General features: G+C 66.7%; 18 protein-coding genes and 1 tRNA gene. 10 read left to right on the plus strand and 9 right to left on the minus strand.

The window, feature by feature from the left end; translation table 11 throughout:
• Positions 1-87 precede the first annotated feature (87 nt).
• The 4 genes from IFS44_RS11305 to IFS44_RS11320 form a co-directional block, all read right to left on the minus strand.
• A complete protein-coding gene (locus IFS44_RS11305; protein ID WP_042467029.1) occupies positions 88-480 on the minus strand; it encodes a hypothetical protein in 393 nt (130 codons plus the stop codon).
• Between the two features lie 41 nt (positions 481-521).
• Positions 522-980 (minus strand): hypothetical protein, encoded by a 459-nt coding sequence (locus tag IFS44_RS11310; protein ID WP_192098520.1) that lies wholly within the window; start codon positions 978-980, stop codon positions 522-524.
• Positions 981-1,013: 33 nt separating this feature from the next.
• Complete coding sequence (locus tag IFS44_RS11315) at positions 1,014-2,027, minus strand: sigma factor-like helix-turn-helix DNA-binding protein (protein WP_192098521.1); 1,014 nt, start codon at positions 2,025-2,027, stop codon at positions 1,014-1,016.
• Positions 2,028-2,215: 188 nt separating this feature from the next.
• Positions 2,216-2,302 (minus strand) — tRNA-Tyr (locus tag IFS44_RS11320).
• Positions 2,303-2,428: 126 nt separating this feature from the next.
• On the opposite strand from IFS44_RS11320, the gene IFS44_RS11325 reads away from it, so the two are divergent.
• Together IFS44_RS11325 and rlmB are read left to right on the plus strand one after the other, a co-directional pair.
• The gene (locus tag IFS44_RS11325; protein WP_244650202.1) at positions 2,429-4,078 is read left to right on the plus strand and encodes a M20/M25/M40 family metallo-hydrolase; all 1,650 of its coding nucleotides are present in this window, start codon (positions 2,429-2,431) and stop codon (positions 4,076-4,078) included.
• A gap of 21 nt (positions 4,079-4,099) precedes the next feature.
• Positions 4,100-4,846 (plus strand): 23S rRNA (guanosine(2251)-2'-O)-methyltransferase RlmB, encoded by a 747-nt coding sequence (gene rlmB, locus IFS44_RS11330; RefSeq protein WP_166746262.1) that lies wholly within the window; start codon positions 4,100-4,102, stop codon positions 4,844-4,846.
• A gap of 37 nt (positions 4,847-4,883) precedes the next feature.
• Here rlmB and IFS44_RS11335 read toward each other — a convergent pair whose 3' ends face one another.
• On the minus strand, positions 4,884-5,201 hold the full coding sequence (locus tag IFS44_RS11335; protein WP_031396278.1) for a 2Fe-2S iron-sulfur cluster-binding protein: 318 nt from the start codon (positions 5,199-5,201) through the stop codon (positions 4,884-4,886).
• Positions 5,202-5,273: 72 nt separating this feature from the next.
• On the opposite strand from IFS44_RS11335, the gene IFS44_RS11340 reads away from it, so the two are divergent.
• The 8 genes from IFS44_RS11340 (at position 5,274) to IFS44_RS11375 (ending at position 17,491) form a co-directional block, all read left to right on the plus strand.
• Positions 5,274-5,897 carry a DNA-3-methyladenine glycosylase family protein gene (locus IFS44_RS11340; RefSeq protein WP_031396277.1) on the plus strand — a complete coding sequence of 208 codons (624 nt, stop codon included), beginning with the start codon at positions 5,274-5,276 and terminating at the stop codon, positions 5,895-5,897.
• Between the two features lie 223 nt (positions 5,898-6,120).
• On the plus strand, positions 6,121-7,428 hold the full coding sequence (locus IFS44_RS11345) for an Nramp family divalent metal transporter (RefSeq protein WP_192098522.1): 1,308 nt from the start codon (positions 6,121-6,123) through the stop codon (positions 7,426-7,428).
• A 130-nt stretch (positions 7,429-7,558) separates the two neighbouring features.
• Entirely contained in the window at positions 7,559-9,985 is a 2,427-nt protein-coding gene (locus IFS44_RS11350) for a glycogen/starch/alpha-glucan phosphorylase (RefSeq protein ID WP_342366411.1), read from the plus strand.
• Positions 9,982-12,144 (plus strand): 1,4-alpha-glucan branching protein GlgB, encoded by a 2,163-nt coding sequence (gene glgB, locus IFS44_RS11355; RefSeq protein ID WP_192098523.1) that lies wholly within the window; start codon positions 9,982-9,984, stop codon positions 12,142-12,144. Before IFS44_RS11350 ends, glgB begins: the two co-directional genes overlap by 4 nt.
• 59 nt (positions 12,145-12,203) lie before the next feature.
• The gene (glgC, locus tag IFS44_RS11360; RefSeq protein ID WP_031396272.1) at positions 12,204-13,466 is read left to right on the plus strand and encodes a glucose-1-phosphate adenylyltransferase; all 1,263 of its coding nucleotides are present in this window, start codon (positions 12,204-12,206) and stop codon (positions 13,464-13,466) included.
• A gap of 43 nt (positions 13,467-13,509) precedes the next feature.
• Entirely contained in the window at positions 13,510-14,955 is a 1,446-nt protein-coding gene (gene glgA, locus IFS44_RS11365; RefSeq protein ID WP_192098524.1) for a glycogen synthase GlgA, read from the plus strand.
• Positions 14,952-16,571: an alpha-D-glucose phosphate-specific phosphoglucomutase gene (locus tag IFS44_RS11370; RefSeq protein WP_192098525.1), complete on the plus strand. Its 1,620-nt coding sequence runs from the start codon at positions 14,952-14,954 to the stop codon at positions 16,569-16,571. Before glgA ends, IFS44_RS11370 begins: the two co-directional genes overlap by 4 nt.
• Positions 16,572-16,636: 65 nt before the next feature.
• Positions 16,637-17,491, plus strand: coding sequence for an HpcH/HpaI aldolase/citrate lyase family protein (locus tag IFS44_RS11375; protein WP_192098526.1), 855 nt, complete (start codon positions 16,637-16,639; stop codon positions 17,489-17,491).
• Positions 17,492-17,498: 7 nt separating this feature from the next.
• Here IFS44_RS11375 and IFS44_RS11380 read toward each other — a convergent pair whose 3' ends face one another.
• Genes IFS44_RS11380 through IFS44_RS11395 form a run of 4 tightly spaced genes read right to left on the minus strand, consistent with a single transcriptional unit; the run spans position 17,499 to position 21,065 of the window.
• The gene (locus tag IFS44_RS11380; protein ID WP_446740854.1) at positions 17,499-18,089 is read right to left on the minus strand and encodes an ABC-type transport auxiliary lipoprotein family protein; all 591 of its coding nucleotides are present in this window, start codon (positions 18,087-18,089) and stop codon (positions 17,499-17,501) included.
• Positions 18,090-18,097: 8 nt separating this feature from the next.
• A complete protein-coding gene (locus IFS44_RS11385; RefSeq protein ID WP_031396265.1) occupies positions 18,098-19,060 on the minus strand; it encodes an MlaD family protein in 963 nt (320 codons plus the stop codon).
• Complete coding sequence (locus IFS44_RS11390; RefSeq protein ID WP_031396264.1) at positions 19,060-19,956, minus strand: ABC transporter ATP-binding protein; 897 nt, start codon at positions 19,954-19,956, stop codon at positions 19,060-19,062. Before IFS44_RS11390 ends, IFS44_RS11385 begins: the two co-directional genes overlap by 1 nt.
• Positions 19,956-21,065: an ABC transporter permease gene (locus tag IFS44_RS11395; protein ID WP_031396263.1), complete on the minus strand. Its 1,110-nt coding sequence runs from the start codon at positions 21,063-21,065 to the stop codon at positions 19,956-19,958. The genes IFS44_RS11390 and IFS44_RS11395 overlap by 1 nt, the downstream gene beginning before the upstream one ends.
• Positions 21,066-21,099: the final 34 nt, after the last annotated feature.

Raw genomic sequence — 21,099 nt, forward strand, 5'->3', positions numbered from 1 at the left:
GCCGCGAAGACGCCCGGTCGGCGCCGGCCGCAGGCATCTTGTTCGTTCGTCCGTCAAGCTCGACCGGTCACCCGGCCGGCATGAGGATCAGCAATCCACCAGACCCGCGAGCAGATCGCTCATCCGCTGACGCCCGACGACCGACAGCTGGATATGCGATCGTCGACCGTCATTCTTGTCGCGGGTCCGCAGGACGAGACCCGCCTCCTGCAGGATCGCAAGGTAGCGAAGCGCCGTCGCCGAGGGCGCTCGCGCGCCGATGCACACCGCGGACACGCTGAGCTGACGCCCCTCGTGATGCGAGATGAACAGGTCGAGCAGCATGTCCCAGGCGGGTTCGGAGAACAGGTCCGCGCCGAATGCCGCGTCACGCTGACGACGCAGTTCGTACAGGTGCTTGGCAGCGCTCACCAGGCGGGCAGGATCGACGGCGGCGGGTGCAAGAGCCGGCCCGGGCCGTGCGCCGTTCAAGAGTCGCATGAAAGGAATGGCATAAGACATTTAAAGCCTCAGATGCAGGGCTAAGGAAGGGTCGGGTCCTGGCGGCTCCAGTCGAGATCCCAGCCTCGCGACCGGACCCGTCTGGCATGCCGCATCGTTCCGACGGCGAGCAGCAGGACGATGGGGTAGCTCCACATGACCGACAGGACCGCATAAGCGAGCCGGATCACCTCGGGATTGATGGCCCGGGCCAGATGCGCCCCGGTCCCCAGTGCATGGAGCGCGGTGACCCAGGCCGGCCAGAACCGATCGGCGTGCAGCGTGATGGCGATCATCACGCCGAGCAGGACGATGTCGACGGTCATGATACCGATCTCGACGTCGACGAACTCGCCTGCGCCAAGCTGGTGAAACATCCGCGTGGCCAGTGCCGCGAGCAGCAGGGCAAGCCCGGTCAGCCGCTCGGGGGCACCGCCACGCCAGAATGCATAGCCGGTCGCCGCCAGTTGCAGCGCGTTGAAGAGCCAGACGCGGTCCACGTTATCGGGTCAAGCGATCCACCGGCCGCGTCGTCAGGCGGCAACGACGAGGTGCAGCCGCGCATCGTCGCGCAGAGCCCCTTCGTTGGGCGGACACTCGCCCTCGTCACCATAGGCATAGAAGGCACCGAGGCCGATTTCGCTGCGTACCGCGACCAGCGCCTGGTGCGCGTCGACGAAGCGCTGGCGGGCCTTGATCAGATCGGACGATGCATCCGCGACGAGTTGCAGCGCGGCGATCCCGGTCGCGACCGGCAATCTTGCCGCCGCACGCTGCTGCAATAAGGTCGCGACGCAGGATGCGGCGAGCGACGCGGCCTGGTCGACCGCCGCCTCCGCCTTGAGAAAGTCCGCGGTGACCCTGTCGGTTGCCTGACGACGTTCCTTCAACATGTCGAATTTCCCACCCCAGCGCGACGAATGCTCGACCCGGGGAGAGGCGGCGCTGCCGCGAACCTGCCTGAACAGGCTCGTCATGGTCATCGTCATCGTCACCAGCGCCACCGTGGTGACCGCCAGTAACGCCATGAGCCCGACCAGCCGGATCAGCCTGTCCCCCTTGGACAAGCGGTTCCGCGCCGCTCCCTCCGGTCCGCCTCCGGGCGTCATCCCCATGAAGCGGCGGACGAGCCCCCATGGATCGTCCTGGCCGACCGGTGGCGGATGCGACGGCGCGCGCGCTACGTCGATTGGTTCGGATGGGAGCCGATCATACGTCGCGACCAGCAGGTCGAACGACGGCATTGGCGACGTCCCGTCCTCCGTCCTGTCGTTCGCGGCGCGGGGCTCGGGCGTGGCGGAGGGCATGACGCGGGGCTCTGCGGGCACATCGAAATCCCCGGCAGTTTCGTGCCGTTGCAACAGCCGCGCAGCCTCGAACCGCGACCCCGCGCCCAGCACCTGAACCGCGCGTTCGATCCGCTTGTCGATCGCCGACGGCGACACGCCGAGCAGCGCTGCGATCTCCTTCGAATTGTGATGCGTCAGGACCAGTCGAAGACAGGCCCGTTGCGCTTCGGTCAGGAGATCAATGCGGCTGGCAGACATAGACCTGCATTAACCGCAATTCCGCGGTTAGGCATCCCTGTTTGAAGTGCGCCGAATGCCGTAGCGGGACGCGTTTTTGCGCACAATGTCCACACGACATCCCGGCACAGATCTGAAGGTTGTGAGGTTCGCGCCTGGCCTTGCTACCGGCAAAGGACCAGAGCTTGGGCGGCAAGACCGCAAAGCTATGGTGGACAGGGCTGGATTCGAACCAGCGTACGGGAAACCCGGGCAGATTTACAGTCTGCTGCCTTTAACCACTCGGCCACCTGTCCAAAGGGGCCACTCTCTCGAGCGAGGCGGCTCAATGGCGAAGCTTGTCGGTGCTGTCAACGCGGGTTGCGCCAACTTCCGCCCCCGCATAGCCTTTCCGGCATAAAAAATTGCCCAGGGGGACCTTCATGCACCAATCGCGCCCGTGCCGACTTGCCATTTTCGCTACGACCCTAACGTTCGTCGCGCTCAGCCCCGCGGCCGCCAAGGAGCGTGGCGGCACCGCGAAGCCTGATCAGCCCATGGTCAACCGCATCATCGACGAAGGGACCAATCACAGCCAGGTCATGGTGACTGTCCAGCATCTGACCGACGTGATCGGTCCGCGGCTCACCAACTCGCCGTCGATGCGCACGGCGGAGGCGTGGACGCAGCGCCGCTTCGCCGACTGGGGCCTCACGAATGTCCACAAGGAAGGGTTCGGATTCGGACGCGGCTGGTCGATCGAACGGTCGAGCGTGCGGATGACGACCCCGCGGGTGGTGCAGCTGACCGCGATTCCCATTGCCTGGACCCCCGGCACGAACGGCACCGCGCTGAGCGCGGCCGTGATCGTCGCACCGATGGCGCGCGAGCGCGACTTCGCAAAATGGCGCGGCAAGCTCAGCGGCAGAATCGTGATGCTCACGCGGCCCGGCACCGGTGACGAACCTGCCGAGCCCGCCTTCAAGCGGCTGAGCGGCGAGGATATCGCGAGGCTCGACCGGTTTCAGCAGCCGAATTACGACCCCGATGCCGCCGACCGCCGGATGAAGCGGCTCGATTTCTCGAAGAAACTCGATGCGTTCCTGAAAAGCGAAGGCGCGGTCGCGACCGCGACGATGGCCTATCACGACGGCAAGCTGGTCAGCGGCGAAGGCTATCTGTTCGGTGTCGGCGACACGCCTGCGCTGCCGGGCGTGCAGATCGCCGCGGAGGATTATCGACGCCTCGCGCGGCTCGCCAAGGCGGGCCCCGCCCCGACGCTCGAGATCGTCAGCGACGTCCGCTTCGACGACAGCGATGCGCAGGCGTACAACATCATCGCCGACATTCCCGGGACCGATCCGAAGGCCGGCTATGTAATGGCGGGCGCGCATCTCGACAGCTGGGTCGCCGCGGACGGTGCCGCCGACAATGCGGCGGGCTCGGCGATGATCATGGAGGCCGCCCGCATCCTGGCCGCAACCGGCGCCCGCCCGAAGCGGACGATCCGGTTCGCGCTCTGGTCGGGCGAGGAGCAGGGCATTCTCGGTTCGATGGCCTATGTCACCCGCCATCTGGCGACACGCGGCAGCCCCAACGACCCGCCGCAGACCGGGATGCAGAGCTATTACGGCTTTTCACAGAAATGGCCGATCACCCCGCTGCCGGGTCATGCCGACCTCGCCGCCTATTTCAACATCGACAATGGCTCGGGCAAATTGCGTGGGCTCTATGCGGAAACCAACCCCGCGGTCGTGCCGATCTTTCGCGACTGGCTCAGCCCGTTCGCATCGATGGGCGCGTCGAACGTCGTCCTGCGGCCGACCGGCGGCACCGATCACGTCTTCCTGCAGCAGGTCGGCGTGCCGGGGTTCCAGTTCATCCAGGATCCGCTCGATTATGGCAGCCGGATCCATCATACGTCGGCCGACACCTTCGATCACCTGAAGGCCGAGGACATGCGCCAGGCGTCGATCGTGCTCGCATCGGTGTTGCTCAGCGCGGCGAATGCGGACAAGGCGCTGCCACGCACGCCACTGCCGACCAAGCCGGTGGTGACCGACCCTTATGAATATAGCGATGACGATGACTGATATGATGACGGGAGCGCTCTGATGGCAGCACGCAAGGGCCATCGGCCAAGCAAGGCCCCCGCGGGGCGTCCGCGCTTCTGGGGCAAGCATGCGGTGGGCGCGGCGCTCGCCAATCCCGAACGCACGGTGCGCAAGATCATGGGCACGCGCGAGGCGCTGGCCGGGTTCGACCTACCCGCGGCCGTGCCGGTGACCTTCGCCGAGGCCACCGATCTCGCGCGACTGGTGCCGGGCGACGCCCCGCATCAGGGCGTGGTGATCGAGGTCGAGCCGCTCGAGGACATGTGGCTCGCCGACCTGCTCGAGCATGGCAAGGACGATAATCGTCCGCTCGTCATTCTCGACGGCGTGACCGATCCGCACAATGTCGGCGCGATCCTGCGCTCGGCGGCGGCGTTCGATGCGCTCGGCATCGTCACCCCCGACCGCAACGCGCCGCCCGAATCGGGCACGATCGCCCGTGCCGCGTCGGGCGCGCTCGAGACGGTGCCGTGGATCCGCGTGGTCAATCTCGCCCGCGCGCTCGAGGAAATCGCCGAAGCCGGGTTCTGGCGGATCGGCCTCACCGGCCATGCGACACAGACGCTGTCCGAGGCGATGGGGACGCAGCGCATCGCGATCGTGCTCGGTGCCGAGGGCGAAGGCATGCGCAAGAACACCGAGGATCACTGCGACGAACTCGCCAAGCTCCCGATCTCGGAAAAGGTCGAGAGCCTCAACGTCTCGAACGCCGCCGCGATCGCACTCTATGCGGTGACGACGCGCTGAACGTCCACCCTCTCCCCCGCGGGGGAGAGGGACCGGATCAATCCTCGGCGGCGATCCGTACCTTCAGCCCGTCGAGCGCGTCGGTCATGTCGATCTGGCACGACAGTCGCGAATAGTCGTCGCGGTCGCTGGTCGAATCGAGCAGGTCGTTCTCGTCCTCGCTCATCGGCTTGAGTTTGGCCGCAAATTCCGGGTCGACATGGACGTGGCAGGTGGCGCAGGAGCAGCAGCCGCCGCACAAAGCGAGGATCTCGTCGATCCCGGCGTCGCGGATGACTTCCATGACCGAAAGACCCGTTTCGCCCATGAGCTCGCGTTCTTCCCCGTCCCGCGTCACGACGATAAGCTTGGGCATGCTGTCCTCCGAAAAACCGTGCGCGGTCCATGCCGCGCGCCGCCGCCCCGATCAAGCCGCAAGGTTCGCGGCATGGGCCTGAACGCCGACCAGTTGCAGGCTGCCATGACCGCGCTGTGCGCGATCGAACCCGCTTTTGCGGTGGCGGTCGCGAACAAGGGCCACCCTGCCCCGCGCATCAGCGAGCGCGGCTTCGCGACCTTGCTCCGCACCATCCTCGGCCAGCAGGTCAGCGTCGCCTCCGCGCAATCGGTCTGGAACAAGCTCGACGCGCTCGTCGGCGGTGCCGCGGACCCCGCCAACATCGCCGCCGCCAGCGACGAGACGCTGCGCAGCGCGGGGCTGTCGCGGCAGAAACTCGGCTATGCCCGCAGCCTCGCCGACGAGGTGACGAGCGGCCGGCTCGACCTGACGAACCTGCCCGCCGACGACGAGGAGGCGATCGCCGCGCTCGTCCGGGTCAAGGGGATCGGCCGCTGGTCCGCCGAGATCTACCTGCTGTTCGCCGAGGGCCGCACCGACATCTGGCCCGCGGGCGATCTCGCGGTCCAGATCGAGATCGGCCGCATCCTCGGCCACGATGCCCGCCCGAGCGAGAAGCTGACCCGCGAACTCGCCGAAGCCTGGCGCCCGCACCGCGGCGCGGCAGCGATCTTCCTCTGGCACCATTACCAGGCGGACATGAAGGTGATCTGACCGCGACCGCTTAAGCGTGGCCATGCCCGCGAGACCCCACTCGCCCCTCCCGTCATCCTGACGAAAGTCAGGATCCAGAGCCAAGCAGGCCGGCGCCCGTAACCCTGGATCCTGACTTTCGTCAGGATGACGGAAGCAAGAAAAGCGGTGCGCCGCCCGCCCGATATCCGCCTACCAACCGAACCGCTTGTCCCCCTCGCGCGCATCCGGCAAAGCACCCGCGATGCCGCCGCCCAGTTCCGCCCTCGCCCATTCGCTGTCCGACAGCTATCGCACCGTCGCAATCCCCGAAGGCGCGCCCTTCTGGCGGCGGCTGTTCGCGTTCGTCGGGCCGGGCTATCTCGTCGCGGTCGGCTATATGGATCCGGGCAACTGGGCGACCGACATCGCCGGCGGCTCGGCGTTTGGCTACACCCTCCTGTCGGTCGTATTGCTGTCCAACCTGATGGCGATGGTGCTCCAGGCGCTGTCCGCACGGCTCGGCATCGTCGCCGGGCTCGACCTCGCCCAGGCCTGCCGCGCGCATTATTCGAAGCGCGTTTCGGTCGTGCTCTGGTTCCTGTGCGAGATCGCGATCATCGCCTGCGATCTGGCCGAAGTGCTCGGCACCGCGATCGCGCTCAAACTGCTGTTCGGCCTGCCGCTGGTCTGGGGTGTCGTGCTCACCGCGCTCGACGTGTTCCTGATCCTCGCGCTGCAACGCTTTGGCTTCCGCAAGCTCGAGGCGTTCATCGTCGCGCTGCTGGTGATCATCGCCGGCTGCTTCATCTTCGAGCTGTTCCTCGCGCGGCCCGACATGGCGGGCGTGCTCGGCGGGCTGGTGCCGACGACCGAGATCGTCACCAACCCGGCGATGCTCTATATCGCGATCGGCATCCTCGGCGCGACGGTGATGCCGCACAACCTCTATCTCCACTCGTCGATCGTCCAGACGCGCGCGTTCGCGGCGACCGAGGCGGGCAAGCGCGACGCGGTGACGATGGCGACGATCGATGGCACGATCGCGCTCGGCCTCGCCTTCTTCATCAACGCCGCGATCCTGATCCTCGCGGCCGCCACCTTTCACGTCGCGGGGCGCACCGACGTCGCCGATATCGACCAGGCGCATGCGCTGCTCGCGCCGATGCTCGGCATGGGGGCTGCGAGCGTCGTGTTCGCAGTCGCGCTGCTCGCCTCGGGGCAGAATTCGACCGTGACGGGCACGCTCGCCGGCCAGATTGTGATGGAGGGATTCCTTGATCTGCGCATGCCCGTCTGGGCACGGCGGCTCGTCACGCGGCTGCTCGCGATCATTCCCGCGGTATTCGTCGTCGGCGCCGCGGGCGATGCGGGCGCGACGCGGCTGCTGGTGCTGAGCCAGGTCGTGCTGAGCCTCCAGCTCCCCTTCGCGGTCGTGCCGCTCGTCAAGTTCACCGGCGACGCGCGAATCATGGGTTCGCTGGTCAGTCCGGTCTGGCTGAAAACGCTCGCCTGGGTCATCGCCGCGGTCATTATCGGCCTCAACGCGACGCTGCTGATCGGCATGCTCTGAGATAAACTGACATGGATCAGGGGATGCACGGCTAACTGGCCGATCGCGTCCCGCGACCACGCAAGTCCGCGTGACAAAGGTGTCCGCGCGGCTAGGATCACCGGTGACGACAACGAGATCCGGAATTAGCGTGACCGCAAACCCCGCCCTGCAGCGCTCCGTCCAGACGCTGGCCGATTCGATCCTCGACACGCTCGTCCACCGGATCGGCAAGGATGCGCAGGCCGCGCTTCCGCACGACTGGCTCGCGGCAACGATCCTCACCGTGCGCAACGACATCGTCGAACGCTGGATGGCATCGACCAAGGCGGCGCATGCGGCGGGTGCGAAGCGCGTCTATTATCTCAGCCTCGAATTCCTGATCGGCCGGCTGCTGCGCGATGCGGTGACGAACCTGCAACGCAGCGGCGAGGTGTCGCGGGCGCTCGCGCTGCACGGCGTCGACCTTGCCGCGCTTGAGGAGATCGAGCCCGATGCGGCACTCGGCAATGGCGGGCTCGGGCGGCTGGCGGCGTGCTTCATGGAGAGCATGGCGAGCCTCGCGCTCCCTGCTTACGGCTATGGCATCCGCTATGTGAACGGCATGTTCCGCCAGCGGATCGACGATGGCTGGCAGGTCGAGATGCCCGAAAAGTGGCTCGCGCACGGCAATCCCTGGGAGTTCGAACGCCGCGAGAGCGCCTATTTCATCGGCTTCGGCGGCGAGGTGATCGCGACCGACAGCGGCCAGGTTCACTGGAGTCCCGCCGAGGCGGTCGAGGCGATGGCGGTCGACACCCCCGTCGTCGGCTGGCGCGGCGAACACGTCAACACGCTGCGGCTGTGGACCGCGCGCGCGTTCGATCCGATCAAGCTCGACCGGTTCAACGCGGGCGACTTTTCCGGTGCGCTCGCGGACCAGCTCCGCGCCGAGACACTCACGCGCGTGCTCTATCCCAACGACTCGACCGCCGCGGGGCAGGAGCTGCGGCTGCGGCAGGAGTATTTCTTCTCGTCCGCCTCGATCCAGGACATCGTCCGCCGCCACATCCAGTATTTCGGCGACATCCGCACGCTGCCCGACAAGGCCGCGATCCAGCTGAACGACACGCACCCTGCGGTGTCAGTCGCCGAGCTGATGCGGCTGCTGATCGACCATCACGAATTCGCGTTCGACGAGGCGTGGAAGATCACGCGCGCGACCTTCGGCTACACCAACCACACGCTGCTGCCCGAGGCGCTGGAGAGCTGGCCGCTGCCGCTGTTCGAGCGCCTGCTGCCGCGCCACATGCAGATCGTCTACGCGATCAACGCAAGGCTGCTGCGCGAGGCACGCGGGGTCACGGGGATAGACGACCGCGCGATCGCCGCGATCAGCCTGATCGACGAAGGCGGCGAGCGGCGCGTGCGGATGGCCAACCTCGCCTTTGCCGGATCGCACAGCGTCAATGGCGTCGCGGCGCTGCATACGCAGCTGATGAAGAAGACGGTCTTCGCCGATCTCCACCGCCTCTATCCGACGCGGATCAACAACAAGACCAATGGGATAACCCCGCGCCGCTGGCTGCAGCAGTGCAATCCGGGCCTCACCACGCTGATCCGCGACGCGATCGGCGACGGCTTCCTCGATGATGCCGAACGGCTGATCGATCTCGATGTTTTTGCCGACGATTCCGCGTTCAGGGAGCGGTTTTGGGCAGTGAAGCGTTCGAACAAGGTGGCACTGGCAAATCATATCAAGGACAGCATGGGGCTGCGCATCGATCCCGACGCGCTGTTCGACGTGCAGATCAAGCGCATTCACGAATACAAGCGCCAGCTGCTCAACATCATCGAGACGGTCGCGCTGTACGACCAGATTCGTAGCCACCCGGAACGCGACTGGACCCCCCGCGTGAAGCTGTTCGCGGGCAAGGCGGCGTCGAGCTATCACAACGCGAAACTCGTCATCAAACTGGCGAACGACGTCGCGCGCCGGATCAATTCGGACCCGTCGGTTGGTGGACTTCTCAAGGTCGCGTTCCTGCCAAACTATAATGTGTCGCTGGCGGAAAAGATCATCCCCGCCGCCGATCTCAGCGAACAGATCTCGACCGCGGGACTTGAAGCGTCGGGCACCGGCAACATGAAGTTCGCGATGAACGGCGCGCTGACCATCGGCACGCTCGACGGCGCGAATATCGAGATCAAGGACCGGGTCGGCGACGACAACATCTTCATCTTCGGCATGACCGCGGACGAGGTCGAGGCGAAGCGCGCATCGGGCTATGATCCGCGCAGCGTGATCGACGGGTCGAACGAGCTGCGTCAGGCGGTCTCGGCGATCGCCTCGGGCGTGTTCTCACCCGATGATCGTCAGCGCTACGCCGGGCTGATGGGCGGGCTGTACGAGGGCGACTGGTTCATGCTCGCCGCCGATTTCGACAGCTATGCCACTGCGCAGCGCAGCGTCGACACGCGGTGGAACGATCGCGACGCTTGGGTCGCCTCGACCGTGCGCAACGTCGCGCGTGTGGGCTGGTTCTCGTCGGACCGGACGATCCGTGAATATGCCCGCGATATCTGGACGGTAATGTGAAGCCACCCGAAGGCGCCATCGTTGCCCTGCTGGAGGGGCGTCACGACGATCCCTTTTCGCTGCTCGGCGTGCATGCCGGCCCTGGCGGCACGTTCGCGCGCGCGTGGCTGCCGGGTGCGACGACCGCCGAGGCACATGCGCTTGACGGCACGACGCTCGGCACCCTCCCCCGGATCGACGATCGCGGGCTGTTCGAAGGCCCGATCGACGGCGATCCGCAACCGGTGAAATATCACGCCGAGGGCGGCGGCACGGACTGGTGGGTGACCGACCCGTACAGCTTCGGTCCGGTGCTCGGCCCGATCGACGACGTGCTGATGGCGGAGGGCAATCACCACCGCCTCCATGACAAGTTGGGCGCGCACCTGATCGAGCACGAAGGAGCGCCGGGCGTGCATTTCGCGCTCTGGGCCCCCAATGCGCAGCGCGTCTCGGTGGTCGGCGACTTCAACGACTGGGATGGCCGCCGCCATGCGATGCGCAGGCGCGGCGATGTCGGCGTCTGGGAGATCTTCATCCCCGACATCGCCGAATATCGCGCGTATAAATACGAGATCGTCGGCCCCGACGGCCGGCTCCAGCCGCTGAAAGCCGATCCCTTCGCCTTTGCCAGCGAGCTGCGTCCCGCGACCGCATCGATCACCCGCACGCTCGCGCATGAATGGGCGGATACGAGCCACCGCAAACACTGGGCCTCGGTCGATCCGCGCCGCGTGCCGATCAGCATCTACGAGGTGCATGCAGGATCATGGGACCGCGATGCCGAGGGCTGGTTCCTGACCTGGGATGCGCTCGCCGACCGGCTGATCCCGTACGTGGTCGAGATGGGCTTCACGCACATCGAGTTCATGCCGATCAGCGAACACCCCTATGATCCGAGCTGGGGCTATCAGACCACCGGGCTCTATGCGCCGTCCGCGCGGTTCGGCGATGTCGAGGGGTTCGCGCGGTTCGTCGACGGTGCGCATCTGGCGGGGATCGGCGTGCTGCTCGACTGGGTGCCGGCGCACTTCCCGACCGACGCGTTCGGGCTCGCGCATTTCGACGGTACCGCGCTCTACGAACATGAGGATCCGCGGCTCGGCTTCCACCCCGACTGGAACACCGCGATCTACAATTTCGGGCGGCGCGAGGTGTCGTCCTTCCTCGTCAACAACGCGCTGTTCTGGGCCGAGCGCTATCATATCGACGGGCTTCGGGTGGATGCGGTCGCGTCGATGCTGTACCGCGATTATTCGCGCGAGGCGGGCGAATGGATCCCCAACGACACCGGCGGGCGCGAGAACTGGGAAGCGGTCGCCTTCCTGCGCGACATGAACCGCGCGGTGTATGGCCAGCATCCCGGCATCTTCACGATCGCCGAGGAATCGACCTCATGGCCCGGCGTCTCCGCTCCCGTCGGCGACGACGGCAAGAGCGGTGGCCTGGGCTTCGGGTTCAAGTGGAACATGGGCTTCATGCATGACACGCTCCAGTACATGGCGCGCGATCCGCTGCACCGGAAGCACCATCACGGTGAGATCAATTTCGGCCTCGTCTATGCGTTCAGCGAGAATTTCGTCCTGCCGCTCAGCCATGACGAGGTCGTCCACGGCAAGGGCTCGCTGCTGACCAAGATGCCCGGCGACGACTGGCAGCAATTCGCCAATCTGCGCGCCTATTACGCGTTCATGTGGGGCTATCCGGGCAAGAAACTGCTCTTCATGGGGCAGGAATTCGCGCAGCGCCGCGAATGGTCCGAAGGTCGCGCGCTCGACTGGTGCCTGCGCAACAGCCGCAGCCATGAGGGCATCCGCAACCTCGTCCGCGACCTGAACATAGTCTATCGCGACAAGCCCGCGCTCCATGCGCGCGATTGCGAGGCCGAGGGTTTCGAATGGCTGATCGCCGACGACGCTGCCAATTCGGTCTTCGCCTGGCTGCGCAAGGCACCTGGCGCGAAGCCCGTCGCCGTCATCGCCAACATGACGCCGATCGCACGCGCGCCCTACCGCATTCCGTTGCCGCTCGACGGCCGCTGGTGCGAGATCATCAACAGCGACGCGCATGAATATTGGGGCAGCGGGCTCGGCAATCTCGGCGGCGTGGTCGCGGAGGACGGCGCGGCGTGGGTCACCTTGCCCCCGCTCGCGACGATCATGCTCGAGTTTGAGGGCTGAGACGGAACAAGCCGCGGGTAACGGGGCGTTATACGGCGGACGATTAGGGAGAGACGGACATGGTTGAACGGCGGGGACAGCCACTGGCGCGCGACGCAATGGCGTATGTGCTGGCCGGTGGTCGCGGCAGTCGGTTGATGGAGCTGACCGATACCCGCGCAAAACCCGCGGTGTATTTCGGCGGCAAGGCGCGGATCATCGACTTCGCGCTGTCGAATGCGATAAACTCGGGCATCCGCCGGATCGGCGTCGCGACCCAGTACAAGGCGCATTCGCTGATCCGCCATCTTCAGAGCGGCTGGAACTTCCTGCGCTCCGAACGCAACGAGAGCTTCGACATCCTGCCCGCCTCGCAGCGGATCAGCGAGTTCCAATGGTATGAGGGCACCGCCGACGCGGTCTACCAGAATATCGACATCATCGAGAGCCACGCGCCCGAATACATGGTCATCCTGGCCGGCGATCACATCTACAAGATGGATTACGAGCTGATCCTGCAACAGCATTGCGAGACCGGTGCTGACGTCACGATCGCCTGCCTCGAAGTGCCGCGGATGGAGGCGGTCGGCTTCGGCGTGATGGCAGTCGACGAGCATGACAATGTCACCGCGTTCGTCGAGAAGCCGGCCGATCCGCCCGCGATCCCGGGCAACCCGGACATCGCGCTGGCGTCGATGGGGATCTACGTCTTCCACACCAAGCTGCTGTTCGACGAATTGCGTCGCGATGCCGAGACGCCGGGATCCGCACGCGATTTCGGCAAGGACATCATCCCCTACCTCGTCAAGCACGGCAAGGCGGTCGCGCATCGCTTCTCCGACAGCTGCGTCCGCTCGGGCAGCGAGGTCGAGGCCTATTGGCGCGACGTCGGCACGGTCGACGCCTATTGGGAGGCCAATATCGACCTCACCGACGTGGTGCCCAAGCTCGACCTCTATGACCGCAGCTGGCCGCTCTGGACCTATTCGGAGGTCACCCCGCCCGCCAAGTTCGTCCATGCCGATGACGGACGCCGCGGTGAAGCGGTGTCGAGCCTCGTTTCGGGCGACTGCATCATTTCGGGCTCGTCGATCCACCGCAGCCTGATCTTTACGGGCACGCGTGCGCACAGCTATTCGATGCTCGATCAGGCGGTGATCCTGCCGCATTGCGAGATCGGCCGCGGCGCGCGCCTGTCGAAGGTCGTGGTCGATCGCGGCGTCGTCATTCCCGACGGCCTCGTCGTCGGCGAGGATGCCGAACTCGACGCGCAGCGTTTCCGCCGTACCGACAGCGGCGTGGTGCTCGTAACCAAATCCATGATCGACCGGCTGATCGCGTGAGGGTGTATACGACGCTTTCTCGATCAGGACAGGGGCCCGGCTGATGCGTGTTCTCTCGGTAGCGTCAGAAGCCTATCCGTTGATCAAGACCGGTGGCCTTGCGGATGTCGTCGGCGCGCTGCCGGCGGCGCTCGCGCATCACGGCGTCGCGATGACGACCTTCCTTCCCGGCTATCCCGCGCTCGCCGCGGTCATCCCGAAGGCAAAGGTCGTCCATCGCTACGCCGACCTGCTCGGCGTCGAGGCGCGGATCCTCGCGGCGAGTATCGGCGACCATCCGCTGCTCATCCTCGACGCCCCCGGCCTGTTTGCGCGTGGCGGCGGTCCGTATGGCGATACGACCGGCGCCGACTGGGTCGACAACTGGCTGCGCTTTGCCGCGTTCAGCCGGGCCGCCGCCGATCTCGCCTCGGGCGTTGTCGACGGCCAGCAGTTCGACATCCTCCACGCGCATGACTGGCAGGCGGCGATGGCGCCCGCTTATCTGCGCTACGCCCCCGGTCCGGGCGCGCCGGCAGAGACGATCGTCACGATCCACAATATCGCCTTCCAGGGCCGCTATGGCGCGGAGATCTTCGCCGACCTCGCGCTGCCCGATGCGGCATTCGCGCTCGACGGGATCGAATATTATGGCGGCGTCGGTTTCCTGAAGGCCGGGCTCGAGGCTGCCGATGCGATCACCACGGTCAGCCCGACCTATGCCGCCGAGATCCGTCGCGGCGAATTCGGCATGGGGCTCGAAGGGCTGATCAACGTTCGTGCCGATCGGCTGACGGGGATCGTCAACGGCATCGATCCCGCGGTCTGGAACCCCGCCACCGATGCCGCGCTGCCGTCGCGCTACACCGCGCGCACGCTCACCCGCCGCCGCATCAACAAGCGTGCGGTCGAGACGCTGTACGGCCTCGACACCGGCGACGGCCCGATCTTCACCGTCATCAGCCGGCTCACCTGGCAAAAGGGCATGGACGTACTTGTCGCAGCGATCGACGAGCTGGTGGCGCTCGGCGGCCGGCTCGCACTGCTCGGGTCGGGCGATAGTGCGCTCGAACACGCCTTTCTCGCCGCTGCCGAGCGGCATCCGGGCCGGGTCGGCGTTCGCATCGGCTATGACGAGCCGGTCTCGCACCTGCTTCAGGCGGGTGCCGATGCGATCCTGATCCCGTCGCGCTTCGAACCCTGCGGCCTGACTCAGCTCTACGGGCTGGCCTATGGCTGCATCCCCGTCGTCGCGCGCACCGGCGGGCTGGCCGACACGGTGATCGACGCGAACGAGGCTGCGGTCGCCGCGGGCGTCGCCACCGGTATCCAGCATGACGGCATCACGCCCGAAGCGCTCAGCCATGCGTTGCGCCGAACGATCGCGCTCTATGCACGCCCCGATCGCTGGGCCATGTTGCAGCGCAATGCGATGCGTGCGGACTTCTCGTGGGACGAGAGTGGCCGGCGTTATGCGACCCTGTATTCGAGCCTTGTGGAGCCTTCATGATCCGTACCGTTACTAGCACGCCCTATACCGACCAGAAGCCGGGCACGTCGGGTCTGCGCAAGAAGGTGAAGGTCTTCCAGCAGGCCAATTACGCCGAGAACTTCGTCCAGTCGGTGTTCGACGTGGTCGAGGACAAGGCCGGCGCGACGCTGGTAATCGGCGGCGACGGCCGCTTTCTCAACCGCGAGGTGATCCAGGTCGCAATCCGCATGGCCGCCGCGAACGGCTTTGGTCGCGTGATCGTCGGCCGTGGCGGCATCCTGTCGACGCCCGCCGCGAGCCACATGATCCGCAAGCGTGGCGCGATCGGCGGGCTGGTCCTGTCCGCCAGTCACAATCCCGGCGGTCCGGACGAGGATTTCGGGATCAAGTACAACATCGCCAATGGCGGTCCCGCGCCCGAATCGATCACCGACGCGATCAACGCGCGGACGCTCGAGATCGACCGCTGGCTGACCGTCGACGCGGCCGACATCGATCTCGACCAGGACGGTGAGGTCATGGTCGGTGACATGCCCGTCGAGGTGGTCGATCCGGTCGAGGACTATGCCGCGCTGATGGAGACGCTGTTCGACTTCGACGCGATCCGCGCTGCCAAGCTGACGATGGCGTTCGACGCGATGAGCGCGGTCACCGGGCCCTATGCGACAGAGATCCTCGAACGCCGCCTGGGCTTTGCCGCGGGCACGGTGCGCAACGGCACCCCACTGCCCGATTTCGGTGGGCATCACCCCGACCCCAACCTCGTCCACGCGCATGAGCTGTACGAGACGATGATGGCGCCCGACGCCCCCGATTTCGGTGCAGCATCGGATGGCGACGGCGACCGCAACCTGATCATCGGCCGCCACCGCTTCGTGACCCCGTCGGACAGCCTCGCGATGCTGGCGGCAAACGCGCACCTCGCCCCCGGTTATGCGGGTGGCCTCAAGGGTATCGCCCGCTCGATGCCGACCAGCGCGGCCGCCGACCGCGTCGCACAGGCGCTCGGCATCCCGGCGTACGAGACGCCGACCGGCTGGAAGTTCTTCGGCAATCTGCTCGATGCCGGCATGGCGACGATCTGCGGTGAGGAAAGCGCCGGGACCGGCTCCGATCATGTCCGCGAGAAGGACGGCTTGTGGGCCGTGCTCCTGTGGCTCAACATCCTTGCCGTCCGCGGCGAGAGCGTCGACGCGATCGCCCGCGATCACTGGGCGAAGTACGGCCGCAATTATTACGCGCGCCACGATTACGAGGGCATCGAGACCCCGCGCGCCGACGCGCTGATGGCCGCGTTGCGCGCCAGCCTCGCCGCCCTGCCCGGCCAGACGTTCGGCGACCTCACCGTCGAGACCGCGGACGAGTTCGCCTATACCGACCCGACCGACGGCTCGATCAGCCGCAACCAGGGCGTCCGCATTCTCTTCACCGGCGGCAGCCGCGTCGTGTTTCGCCTGTCGGGTACCGGCACCACCGGCGCGACGCTGCGCGTCTATCTCGAACGCTATGAGCCCGTCGGCGGTGATCTCGACCGCGAAACCGGCGACATGCTGGCGAGCATCGTCGCGGCGGCCGAATCGATTGCGGGGATCGCGCAGCACACCGGCCGCAGCGCACCCGACGTCGTCACCTGATCACGTCGCCCGCGGCAGGCAGGCCGGGGTTCAAACCCCGGCCAGAGTCTTCTAGGCTGGCCGTCATGACCCTTCGCCGTCGCCGCAGCGCACTCTACATGCCCGCCTCCAACCCCCGCGCCATCGCCAAGGCCCGCAGCCTGGCATGCGACGTCGTGATCCTCGACCTCGAGGATGCGGTGGCGCCCGACGAGAAGGCGACGGCGCGCGACCGTGTCGTTGCCGAGGTCGGCACGGGCGGTTTCGGCACGCGCGAGCTGGTGGTGCGGATCAACGCGCTCGATACCCCATGGGGCGCCGACGACCTCGCCGCGCTACGCGGTATCGGCGTCGATGCGGTGCTCGTGCCCAAGATTTCCAACGCCGCGGATCTTGCCGCCGTCCGCGCCGCACTTGGTACCAACGGGCCACCGATCTGGGCGATGATCGAGACCTGTGGCGGCGTGCTCGAACTCCCAGGGATTGCTCGTGCGGCCGCGGGATCGCGGCTCACCGCGCTGATTGCCGGCACCAACGACCTCGCCAAGGAGCTGCGCTGCCGCCCGGGCGTCGATCGAACGCCACTCATCCCCGCGCTGATGGCGATCGTGACGGCCGCACGCGCAGCCGGGCTGGTGGCGCTGGACGGCGTCTGCAACGCGCTCGACGATCCGGCGCGCCTCGCCGCCGAAGCCGAACAGGGCGCTGGTCTCGGCTATGACGGCAAGACGCTGATCCATCCGGCGCAGATCGCGGTGGCGAACACCGCGTTCGGCCCCACGCCCGACCAGCTCGCCTGGGCTCGGACAATAGTCGACGCGTTCGCGGACGGCGCCACTGCGGACAAGGGCGCGATCCGCCTGAACGGTGAGATGGTCGAACGACTCCACCTCGCCGAAGCCGAGGCGATGCTCGCGCAGGCAGATCAGCCCGAAGGCTGACCCGGGCTCAGCGCGGGCGGCCAACCCAGTCCGCGACCTGCTGTGCGACGGTGTTGGCCGCGGTGTTGATCCCCGCCGCCGCGGACGGCGCATCGATCGCCGCGACCGGGACACGCGCCTCGAAGCGACGCTTCTCGACCGACTGCATCCCCGCCCGCGTCAGTGAGGCATCGAACGTCACGACCGCCTCGCGCGTCGTCGCGTCGAGCCCGAAATTGCGCAGTTCCCCGCCCAGCATTGCACTCGGATCGCCGACGGCCTGGACCGTCGACAGCACGACCATCCCGGTGCGCGCGGCGACCGTGTCGGACATCAGTCGCGCGAACAGCCGCGCGGGTGGCTCGGCCCATTGCGCGTCCTTTACATAGGCGATCGACGTCGCGGTCGCCTGCACCGGCACGCGCGCGGTCGCCAGCGCTTGCGGCACCGTCGGCACCTGCAGCGTGATCGACTTCGACGTCGCCGAATTCTGGTTCTGCCCGACCGCCACCACGGACTGCGTCGTCAGCGTCAGCAGGGTCGGCGGCGGGGCGGCGCCAAAGCTGATGCAGGCGCTGAGCGGCAGCGCCGCGAGGAGGATGAACAGCGGTGTCTTCATGGCGGTCATCACTTACCCTTATAGTCCGGAAGCTTCTGCTGCCCGACGAGCGAGCCTGCCCCCTGCTGGTCGACTCGTTCGGCAACCGAGGACAGCGCCGCGGCGGTGGTGCGCAGATCGTGGACGAGGCGGTTGGCTTCGGGAATGGTGGTCTTCGAGAAGGCCTGCAGCCCGGGCCGCGCGTCGCCGATCGCCGCGTTCAGCGTTTCGGCGCTGGTCTGGGCCGACTGGATCGCCTTGTTCAGATTGGCCATCGCCGGCTTCACGTCTTCGGACAGCACCCCGTTGGTGGTCTGCGCGAGCACGCCGAACTGCTGTGCGGCATCGCCCGCCTGCTGGATCGCAACCCGCGTCTGCGCCAGCGTCGCGGCGATTTCCGGCCCGCGATCGGCCAGCGCATCGGTCAGGCGATTGGTGTTCTCGAGGATCCCGGCGATCGACGCCTGGTTGCGATCGGTCAGCAGCCCGGTCAGCCGCTCGGTCAGCGTCGACAGACGCTCGAGCAGCTGCGGTGCCGAATTGAGGATCGCGCCAAGGCCACCCTGCTTGGTCGGGATGACCGGCACGCCGTACGGGCATGGCTGGCCGTTCGAATCGGGGCAGCCGACCGCTGGCGCACCCTTGCGCGCGCCATCGAGCGATACCTGACTCACGCCGGTGAAGCCGACGCCCGAAATCGACGCGGTCGTGCCCTGGAGCACCGGCGTCTCCTCGTTCACGCTGATGCGGACGCGGACGAACTGCGGGTCGTTCTTCCACAGCGAGATCGACTTCACCTGACCCGACGGCACACCTGAAAAGGTCACTGCGGAGCCGCGCGCCAGACCATCGACCGACTGACGGAAGAAGATGTCATATTCCTTCTCTTCCGTCCCGCCGAGCCGCGCGATCCACACGGTGAACAGCGCGAGCATCGCCAGCAGGATCAGCACGACGGCGCCGACAAGGACATGGTTCGAACGGGTTTCCATCAGAGCGTCCTTGCTTCTTTCTCGGCATATGTCGCGTCGGCGTCGTCCGGCGCGGACTGCTTGGACTGGACTTCGGTCGGGTGGGCATCGGCAACCGCGTCGGCGCTGCGATGCGCCTCCTTGGTCGCCACCGCGGCGCGGCCGCGCGGCCCCTTGAAATATTCCTCGATCCACGGATGATCGAGCGCGAGCAGTTCGTCGATCGTGCCGACCGCGATCACTTTCTTGTCGGCGAGCACCGCGACACGGTCGCAGATCGCGTAGAGCGTATCGAGGTCGTGCGTGATCAGGAAGACGGTCAGGCCCAGCGTCTTCTGCAACGACTGGGTCAGCGAATCGAACGCCGCCGCGCCGATCGGGTCGAGCCCGGCGGTCGGTTCGTCAAGGAACAGCAGTTCGGGGTCAAGCGCGAGCGCGCGCGCGAGCCCGGCGCGCTTCTTCATGCCGCCCGACAATTCGGCGGGAAACTTGTTCGCGGCATCGGCCGGCAGCCCGGTCATCACGACCTTGTACGCCGCGATCTCGGCGAGCAGCGCGGGCGGCAGATCGGGATAGAATTCGCGCAGCGGCACTTCGACATTTTCAGCGACCGTCAGCGTCGAGAACAGCGCGCCGCCCTGGAACAGCACGCCCCAGCGCTTGCGGATCTCGGTCGCCTCGGTCTCCTCGCGGCCGATATTCGATTCCCCGAACACCGTGATCGCGCCCTCGGCGGGCGTCTGGAGGCCGATGATCGAGCGCATCAACACCGACTTGCCGGTCCCCGACCCGCCGACCACGCCGAGGATCTCGCCACGCCGGACGTCGAGGTCGAGACCGTCATGCACGACCGAATCGCCGAACTCGTTCCTCAGCCCCTTTACGGAGATAATGCTGTCGTCAGTCTTGCGGGCCATCAGTCCCAGCCGATCCAGGTGAAGAATACCGCGAAGAACGCGTCGAGCACGATGACGAGGAAGATGCCCTGCACCACCGCCGAGGTCGTGCGCAGCCCGACCTGTTCGGCGTCGGCCTCGACCTGCATGCCCTGGAAACAACCCGCGACCGCGATGATCGCCCCGAACACCGGGGCCTTGATCAGCGCGATGTACAGATCGGTGATCGGCACGACCTCGCGGATCCGCGCGATGAAGGTGACGGGCGGGATGCCGAGCTGGATCCAACACAGCAGCCCACCGCCGATGATCGCGATCAGCGATGCGTAGAAGGCGAGCAGCGGCATCATCACGATCGCCGCCAGCACGCGCGGCAGGACAAGCGCCTCCATCGGCGACACCCCGATCGTCCGCATCGCGTCGATCTCTTCGGTGAGCTTCATCGTGCCGAGCTGCGCGGCAAAGGCGGAGCCCGACCGGCCCGCGACCATGATCGCGGTCATCAGCACGCCGAGTTCGCGCAGCGTCAGCCGCCCTACCAGGTTGATCGTGAACACCTCTGCGCCGAACTGGCGGAGCTGGACCGCGCCCTGCTGCGCGATAACGACGCCGATCAGGAAGCTCATCAGCCCGACGATGCCGAGTGCGGCGATGCCCACGACCTCGAAGCGCTGGACGACGGCGTTGAAGCGGAAGCGCTTGGGGTGGCGAATGACACTGCCGAAGGCGATCGTCGTCGCGCCCAGAAAGGCGAGCAGGCCGAGCATCGTCCGGCCGGTCAGCACGACCGCGTCGCCGATCTCGCCCAGCACGCGCTTTACCGAACCGACCGGCTTGCCGCGTGCCGCCAGCGGCTGGTCGGAGGCGACGACCTGATCGAACAGATTCTGGCCGTCGGCATCAAGCCCGTCGATCGTCGCGTCGTTGCGTGCGGCGAAGCGGTGGACGATCCAGGCGCCGATCGTGTCGATCCGGTCGACCTGGCTCAGGTCGACCCGCTTGATCGACGCGGCATCGACCGCCTCGAGCCGATCGGGAAGATTTCCGATGTTGGCGAGCGACAGATCGCCGGTGAAGCGAAGCGTACCCGTGTCGGCACCGTCCTGCTGAAAATCGGCCATCGCGCTCATCGGCGGCACCTTTGCGGCAAACGGACTGGATCGG

The sequence above is a fragment of the Sphingomonas sp. CFBP 13706 genome (genome assembly GCF_014842355.1).
GTDB lineage: Bacteria > Pseudomonadota > Alphaproteobacteria > Sphingomonadales > Sphingomonadaceae > Sphingomonas > Sphingomonas aerolata.

Bases quoted from the DNA above. Each gene is read 5' to 3' on its own strand.
- IFS44_RS11305 (WP_042467029.1), bottom strand. From the start codon at position 480: ATGCGACTCTTGAACGGCGCACGGCCCGGGCCGGCTCTTGCACCCGCC.
- IFS44_RS11315 (WP_192098521.1), bottom strand. From the start codon at position 2,027: ATGTCTGCCAGCCGCATTGATCTCCTGACCGAAGCGCAACGGGCCTGT.
- IFS44_RS11325 (WP_244650202.1), top strand. From the start codon at position 2,429: ATGCACCAATCGCGCCCGTGCCGACTTGCCATTTTCGCTACGACCCTA.
- rlmB (WP_166746262.1), top strand. From the start codon at position 4,100: ATGGCAGCACGCAAGGGCCATCGGCCAAGCAAGGCCCCCGCGGGGCGT.
- IFS44_RS11335 (WP_031396278.1), bottom strand. From the start codon at position 5,201: ATGCCCAAGCTTATCGTCGTGACGCGGGACGGGGAAGAACGCGAGCTC.
- IFS44_RS11340 (WP_031396277.1), top strand. From the start codon at position 5,274: ATGGGCCTGAACGCCGACCAGTTGCAGGCTGCCATGACCGCGCTGTGC.
- IFS44_RS11345 (WP_192098522.1), top strand. From the start codon at position 6,121: ATGCCGCCGCCCAGTTCCGCCCTCGCCCATTCGCTGTCCGACAGCTAT.
- glgC (WP_031396272.1), top strand. From the start codon at position 12,204: ATGGTTGAACGGCGGGGACAGCCACTGGCGCGCGACGCAATGGCGTAT.
- glgA (WP_192098524.1), top strand. From the start codon at position 13,510: ATGCGTGTTCTCTCGGTAGCGTCAGAAGCCTATCCGTTGATCAAGACC.
- IFS44_RS11370 (WP_192098525.1), top strand. From the start codon at position 14,952: ATGATCCGTACCGTTACTAGCACGCCCTATACCGACCAGAAGCCGGGC.
- IFS44_RS11375 (WP_192098526.1), top strand. From the start codon at position 16,637: ATGACCCTTCGCCGTCGCCGCAGCGCACTCTACATGCCCGCCTCCAAC.
- IFS44_RS11380 (WP_446740854.1), bottom strand. From the start codon at position 18,089: ATGAAGACACCGCTGTTCATCCTCCTCGCGGCGCTGCCGCTCAGCGCC.
- IFS44_RS11385 (WP_031396265.1), bottom strand. From the start codon at position 19,060: ATGGAAACCCGTTCGAACCATGTCCTTGTCGGCGCCGTCGTGCTGATC.
- IFS44_RS11390 (WP_031396264.1), bottom strand. From the start codon at position 19,956: ATGGCCCGCAAGACTGACGACAGCATTATCTCCGTAAAGGGGCTGAGG.
- IFS44_RS11395 (WP_031396263.1), bottom strand. From the start codon at position 21,065: ATGAGCGCGATGGCCGATTTTCAGCAGGACGGTGCCGACACGGGTACG.